Source organism: Acinetobacter sp. 243_ASPC, from assembly GCF_001054715.1.
Taxonomy (GTDB): Bacteria; Pseudomonadota; Gammaproteobacteria; order Pseudomonadales; family Moraxellaceae; genus Acinetobacter; species Acinetobacter soli.
Window position 1 is genome coordinate 1 of sequence record NZ_JVOR01000026.1, and the last position, 6656, is coordinate 6656.

The 6656-nt window shown below is 41.9% G+C and carries 5 protein-coding genes; all 5 read left to right on the forward strand.

Annotated features, from left to right (window positions below):
- Positions 1-108: 108 nt before the first annotated feature.
- The 5 genes from ADA42_RS02590 (at position 109) to ADA42_RS02610 (ending at position 6230) form a co-directional block, all read left to right on the forward strand.
- Entirely contained in the window at positions 109-1071 is a 963-nt protein-coding gene (locus ADA42_RS02590) for a thiamine pyrophosphate-dependent dehydrogenase E1 component subunit alpha (RefSeq protein WP_048763454.1), read from the forward strand.
- A gap of 15 nt (positions 1072-1086) precedes the next feature.
- The gene (locus tag ADA42_RS02595) at positions 1087-2106 is read left to right on the forward strand and encodes an alpha-ketoacid dehydrogenase subunit beta (RefSeq protein ID WP_048763455.1); all 1020 of its coding nucleotides are present in this window, start codon (positions 1087-1089) and stop codon (positions 2104-2106) included.
- A gap of 1 nt (position 2107) precedes the next feature.
- Positions 2108-3640, forward strand: a complete 1533-nt coding sequence (locus tag ADA42_RS02600) for a 2-oxo acid dehydrogenase subunit E2 (protein WP_048763456.1) — start codon at positions 2108-2110, stop codon at positions 3638-3640.
- A gap of 11 nt (positions 3641-3651) precedes the next feature.
- A complete protein-coding gene (gene lpdA, locus ADA42_RS02605; protein WP_048763458.1) occupies positions 3652-5052 on the forward strand; it encodes a dihydrolipoyl dehydrogenase in 1401 nt (466 codons plus the stop codon).
- A gap of 119 nt (positions 5053-5171) precedes the next feature.
- On the forward strand, positions 5172-6230 hold the full coding sequence (locus ADA42_RS02610) for a 2,3-butanediol dehydrogenase (RefSeq protein ID WP_048763460.1): 1059 nt from the start codon (positions 5172-5174) through the stop codon (positions 6228-6230).
- Positions 6231-6656: the final 426 nt, after the last annotated feature.

Genomic DNA, 6656 nt, shown 5'->3' on the forward strand with positions numbered 1-6656 from the left:
GTCTAATATAAAATTAGAGAAAAATATTCTTATATAAATATACGGTTTAAAAATCTGATTATTCAATTTTGGATTTCTTTTTTAGCGTAATCAATAAGGAATAAATATATGCAGTTAACGGAAGAGCAATTGCTAGCAGCATACAAAAGAATGCGTGATATTCGTGAATTTGAGGACCGGCTTCACGATGAAAACAATACAGGTGATATCCCAGGATTCATTCATTTATATAGCGGTGAGGAAGCAGTTGCTGTAGGTATTTGTGAAAACCTAACAGACAAGGACTTTATCACATCAACACATCGTGGTCATGGACACTGTATTGCGAAGGGGTGTGATATCCACGCCATGATGTTAGAGATCTTTGGCAAAGATGAAGGCCTGTGCCGTGGTAAAGGCGGCTCAATGCATATTGCAGACTTAGATAAAGGTATGCTTGGTGCAAATGGTATTGTGGGCGGCGGCCCACCTTTAGCAATTGGGGCTGCTTTAAGTGCCAAAACACTTAAAACGGGTGGTATTGGTTTGTCGTTTACAGGCGATGGTGGTTCAAATCAGGGTTTAACTTTCGAAGCTATTAATATGGCGGTGGTGTTAAAGCTTCCTGTCATTTTTGTTTTTGAAAATAACGGCTTTGGTGAAGGCACGGCACATGACTATGCTGTAGGCAGTAAAGATATTGCAGGCCGAGCAGGAGGCTTTGGCTTACCTGCTGAAAAAGTAGATGGAACAGACTTTTTTGCTGTGTATGAAGTTGCACAAAAAGCAATTGAACGTGCCCGCCGTGGTGAAGGCCCGAGTGTGATTGAAACGGTAACCAACCGGTTTTATGGACATTTTGAAGGTGATCCGGGGCTTATCCGTTCTAAAGAAGAGCTGGATTATGTGAAAGAACATAAAGATCCATTGAAAATATTCCGTGAAAAAGTCAAAGACAAAATTGACGAAGCCAAACTCGATGCGATAGATGCTCAGTCTAAAGCCAATGTAGACGATGCCGTTGCAAAGGCACGTGCAGCTAAGTACCCAGAAGTTTCTCAGTTACTTACCGATGTATACGTCTCTTACTAAAGGAATAGTAGAAAAATGCCAAATAAAAGTTATCGAAACGCAATTAAAGAAGCAATCGAATTAGAAATGCGCCGAGATCCAAGTGTTATTGTGGTTGGTGAAGATGTTCGTGGTGGACATGGCGGTAAAAATACCGATGACAATAAGCTGGAAGGTTTTGGCGGAGTACTTGGCGTAACCAAAGGCCTATGGACTGAATTTGGCTCTGAACGAGTCATTGATACGCCAATTACAGAATCTGCGATTATCGGTATGGCGGCAGGTGCTGCTGCTACAGGTTTAAGACCGGTAGCAGATTTAATGTTTATGGATTTTTATGGCGTGTGTTATGACATGCTTTATAACCAAGCGGCGAAATTCCGCTATATGTTTGGAGGGAAAGCCAAAGCACCACTCGTTGTACGCGGCATGATTGGTGCGGGTTTTTCCGCTGCAGCACAGCATTCTCAATCACCATATAACGTGTTTGCGTCGGTACCTGGTTTAAAAGTGGTGGTGCCTTCTAGTGCTTACGATGTCAAAGGATTATTGATTCAAGCCATTCGAGATGATGACCCAGTTGTCTTTTGTGAACACAAAATGTTATACGACATTAAAGGCGAGGTACCCGATGAAGCCTACACCATTCCTTTTGGTGTCGCAAATTACACCCGTGAAGGCACAGATATTACAATTATTGCCTTAGGCCTGATGGTACATCGTGCCAATGACGTTGCCGACAAGCTTGCAAAAGAAGGCATTTCGGTTGAAGTGGTTGATCCTCGTACCATTTCTCCACTAGACGAAGATGGCATTTTAGAGTCCGTAGCTTCAACAGGTCGGGTGGTGATTGTAGATGAATCTGCCGCGCGTTGCGGTTTCGGACACGATGTGGCTGCACTTATTGGCCAGAAAGGCTTTCATTATCTTAAAGCACCAATCGAGTTAGTCACTCCACCACATTCACCCGTACCATTTTCACCTGTATTAGAAAAAGAATGGCTACCAAGTGTAGAACGCATCGAACAGGCTGTACGCAAGACGTTGGAGGCTTAGGATGAGCGAAATTAAAACCTTAGAAATCCCAAAATGGGGTTTGTCCATGGAAGAGGGCACAATTGCCCAATGGCTGATTCAGGAAGGTATGCAATTTAGTAAAGGACAGGAAATTTGTGAAATTGAAACCACAAAAATCGTCAATGTTCTGGAAGCACCTTTCGATGGCTTGCTACGAAAAATCATTGCTAAAGACGGTGACACACTAATTGTAGGTGGAGTCATTGCAATTTGTGCAGACGCTCAAGTTTCCGACGCAGAAGTTGAAGCATTTGTACAGTCGTTAGGCGGCACACCTGCGGTAACTGAAAATAAAGCGGTAACAGCAGTTCCTGAAAAAGTAGCCGTAGCTCAAGTTGAAACCAAAATACAAGCTGCTCCTAAACAGAACAGTGTTGGTAATGGATCAAAAGTGGTGACTCAGGGCGGATATTCTATTCCTGCTGCGTTACAAGGCTACCAGCAAAACAATGATATTTTTGCAACGCCGCATGCCTTGAAATTAGCTCAAAAGCACAATGTAGACTTGTCTCAGATTACGGGTTCTGGGCGTGAAGGTCGTATTAGTGTTCAAGATATTCAGACCGCAGTTCAAGCTGCTGGTGGTTCATGGCCAGATGTACGTCATCAAGCCAGTACCAAGGCCGCTAAATCTAAAGCAGATGATAGTCATGTTTTGGCAACACCTGTTGCCCGCCGCTTGGCCAAACAGTGGGACATCAATTTGCATGATTGCCGTGCATCGGGTTCACGTGGACGAGTCTGCAAGGAAGATGTTGAAGCTGTCTATCAACGTGAAAACACTATAAATGCTCAACATGATCATAAGCAACCGACAGAGTCCGCACAATTTACCACTGTAGCGATAAATGGTATGCGTAAAGCAATCGCTTCAAGGTTACAAGCGGCAAAACGCAATGCACCACATTTTCGCTTAACAATAGACCTAAATGTTGAATCAGTTCAGGCTTTGCGCCAGCAAATTAACAATACGGTGCCGCAAGTTAAGCTGTCTATCAACGATATGCTGATTAAAGCTGCTGCCGCCGCACTGATCAAAGTTCCGCAAGTTAACGTTCAGTTTGATGAAGAAAATCAGCAGATTCTACAGTTTGAGCAAGCTGATATTTCGGTTGCTGTGGCCATCGAAAACGGACTGATTACACCAATTATTAAAGCAGCAAACCGTAAATCTTTGGCGCAAATTTCCAATGATATGCGTGATCTGGCGACACGTGCCAAAACTGGAAAATTAGCACCTGACGAGTTTCAAGGCGGTAGTTTCAGTATTTCCAATTTGGGGATGCTGGGTATTCAACAGTTTGATGCCATTATTAACCCACCTCAAGGTGCGATTCTGGCCTTAGGTACAGCAGAAAAACGTGCTGTCGTCGAAAATGATGAGATTGTTGTTCGTGAAATGGTGACAGCGACTTTATCTTGTGATCATCGTGTCATTGATGGTGCGTTGGGTGCTCAATTCTTATCGGCATTAAAGCAGTTTGTCGAAAATCCTGCATTAATTTTGGTGTAGGAGGAATAGCCATGTCAGATACACGATTTGATCTTGTGGTTATTGGTGCTGGTCCTGGAGGCTATGTCGCTGCGATTCGCGCAGCGCAACTGGGATTAAAAACGGCAATCGTTGAAAAACAACACTTAGGCGGAGTCTGTCTGAATTGGGGATGTATTCCAACCAAGGCATTATTGAGCGGGGCTGCGCTTGCGCAGCAGTTCAAACATGCAGGACAGTTTGGTTTTACGCTTAACGCGATTGATTTTGACATTCAAAAACTGGTCCATCATAGCAGACAGGTTTCTGAGCAACTGGTGCAAGGTATCGGTCAATTATTGGAAAAAAATCAAATCACTGTTTTAAATGCAACAGCTCAATTTGTTGCCAAAGAACGATTAGAGCTTACAGATGCGAATGGTCAAAAACAGCAGATTTCTGCACCGCATATTATTGTCGCAACAGGTGTACGTGCAGCCAATTTGCCTCATATTGCTGTAGATGGCCATCAGGTCTGGAGCTATAAAGAGGCTTTGGTTCCAGAACAATTACCAAAGTCTTTACTGGTCATTGGTTCGGGTGCTATAGGCAGTGAGTTTGCAAGCCTATACCAAGACTTAGGCTGCCAAGTCACCTTGGTTGATATTGCTAAGCAGATTCTCCCTAGCGAAGACATTGAAGTTGCGAAGTATGTACAAAAGCAATTTGAACAGCAGGGTATGCAGGTTTTAACCGAAGCAACTGTAAAAAAAATAGAAACTGATCAGGCTCAAGTACATTGTCATATTCAAACTGCCACAGGTGGGCAAGTCATTAGCGTTGAAAAGGTACTTTCAGCAATTGGTGTGAAACCAAATACTGAAAATCTGGGACTAGAAGCTTTAGGTATCGAATTAGAGAATGGTTTTATTAAAGTCGACTCATGGTGCAAAACTAATATTGTGGGCGTATATGCAATTGGTGATGTTGCAGGCGCACCGTGTTTGGCACACAAGGCCAGTCACGAGGCCATTCTTTGTGTGGAGAAAATCGCAGGCCTAGACCATGTACATGCTTTAGATCGTACACAAATTCCGGGCTGTATCTTTACCCATCCGCAAGTGGCCAGTATTGGTTTGACAGAACAGAAAGCAAAAGCTGCGGGCTTGAATATCAATGTGGGTAAGTTTCCTTTGCAAGCCAATGGTAAGGCACTGGCTTTGGGTGATAGCGCAGGATTCATTAAAACTATTTTTAGTCAGGAAACAGGTGAATTGTTAGGTGCTCACATGGTTGGGCATGAAGTTACCGAACATATTCAGGGTTTTGCCATCGCAAAATATCTAGAAGCGACGGATGAAAGCTTAGCGCAGGTCATTTTCCCTCATCCTACTTTGTCTGAAGCGATGCATGAGTCGGTTTTATCTGCAATGCAACGTGCAATTCATATTTAAGGGGTCTGCAATGTGCTTAAAGGTTTAAACAATAAAGTTGCATTAATTAAGTTACAGGTCAGTTTATTTTGACAGATGGCGGAATGGTTTAGCGTTAGTATCAACATAAGGAATACATGATGAAAGCAGCTCGTTTTTATGACCGAGGGGATATTCGAATTGAAGATATCCCTGAGCCGAAAGTACTTCCAGGCACCGTTGGAATTCAGGTTGCATGGTGTGGTATTTGCGGTACAGATTTACATGAATTCATGGAAGGGCCAATTTTTATTCCACCATGTGGTCATCCACATCCAATTTCAGGAGAGTCGGCACCTGTAACAATGGGACATGAATTTTCAGGTGTGGTTTATGCAGTTGGTGAAGGCGTAGATGATATCGAAATTGGACAACATGTCGTAGTTGAACCCTATATTATTGCTGACGATGTACCAACTGGCCCACATGATAAGTATCATTTATCAAAAAATATGAATTTTATTGGTTTAGGCGGGCGGGGTGGCGGTCTTTCTGAAAAAATTGCAGTTCAACGCCGTTGGGTACATCCTATTTCAAATGATATTCCTTTAGACCAAGCAGCGTTGATAGAACCTTTATCTGTTGGTCATCACGCCTATGTCAGAAGTGGTGCAAAAGCAGGTGATGTAGCATTGGTTGGTGGAGCTGGCCCAATAGGCTTACTTTTATCCGCAATTTTAAAGGCCAAAGGCCTTACGGTTATCATCACTGAGCTAAGTGCAAAGCGTAAAGAAAAAGCGATAGAGGCCGGAGTTGCCGATTATGTACTGGATCCATCTCAGGTTGATGTGGTAAATGAAGTAATGAAAATTACCCAAGACCGCGGTGTAGATGTTGCTTTTGAGTGTAGTAGTGTGAATAAAGTTATGGATACACTCGTCGCAGCGATGAAACCAACGGGTGTTGTTGTAATTGTTTCTATTTGGAGCCATCCTGCCACGATTAATGTACATAGCGTAGTAATGAAAGAACTAGACATTCGTGGCACGATAGCTTACGTCAATGACCATCAGGAAACTATTCGTTTAGTTGAGCAAGGTAAAATTAATCTAGAACCTTTTATTACCCAACGGATTGCTTTAGATGATCTTGTTTCTAAAGGCTTTGAAACATTGATTCATAATAATGAGTCTGCTGTAAAAATTATTGTTCATCCTTAAATGAATATTGCATATGAAATAAAATTATTTTTTTGCTACTACATTTTATCAATTCATATAGTTGATTGATCTAAATTAATTTTGATTATTCGCCCTGCTTAGGCAGGGTATACAAATAAGATCAAGAGTGAATATCAAAATATGAATGCTAGAAGCAGGAATAACCAAGAGAACTAACAGCAGAATTAATGCTTATTATGAATACTAATTGATCTAAAATGAAAAATTAATACGAGAAGTAATTTTTAAAAAATGTAGAACTGATCAACCTTATTTTCATACAGATGTTGCATAAGCAACTTATTATTCGTCTTTCCAGCACTCTTTTATTTTTAGCTCATTCAAGAAAAGGATAGTACGAATTTCCTATGCGATATTGCCAAAACTCTTAACATGCATGAAGTCAGACCGTAAAGAATAAAATAT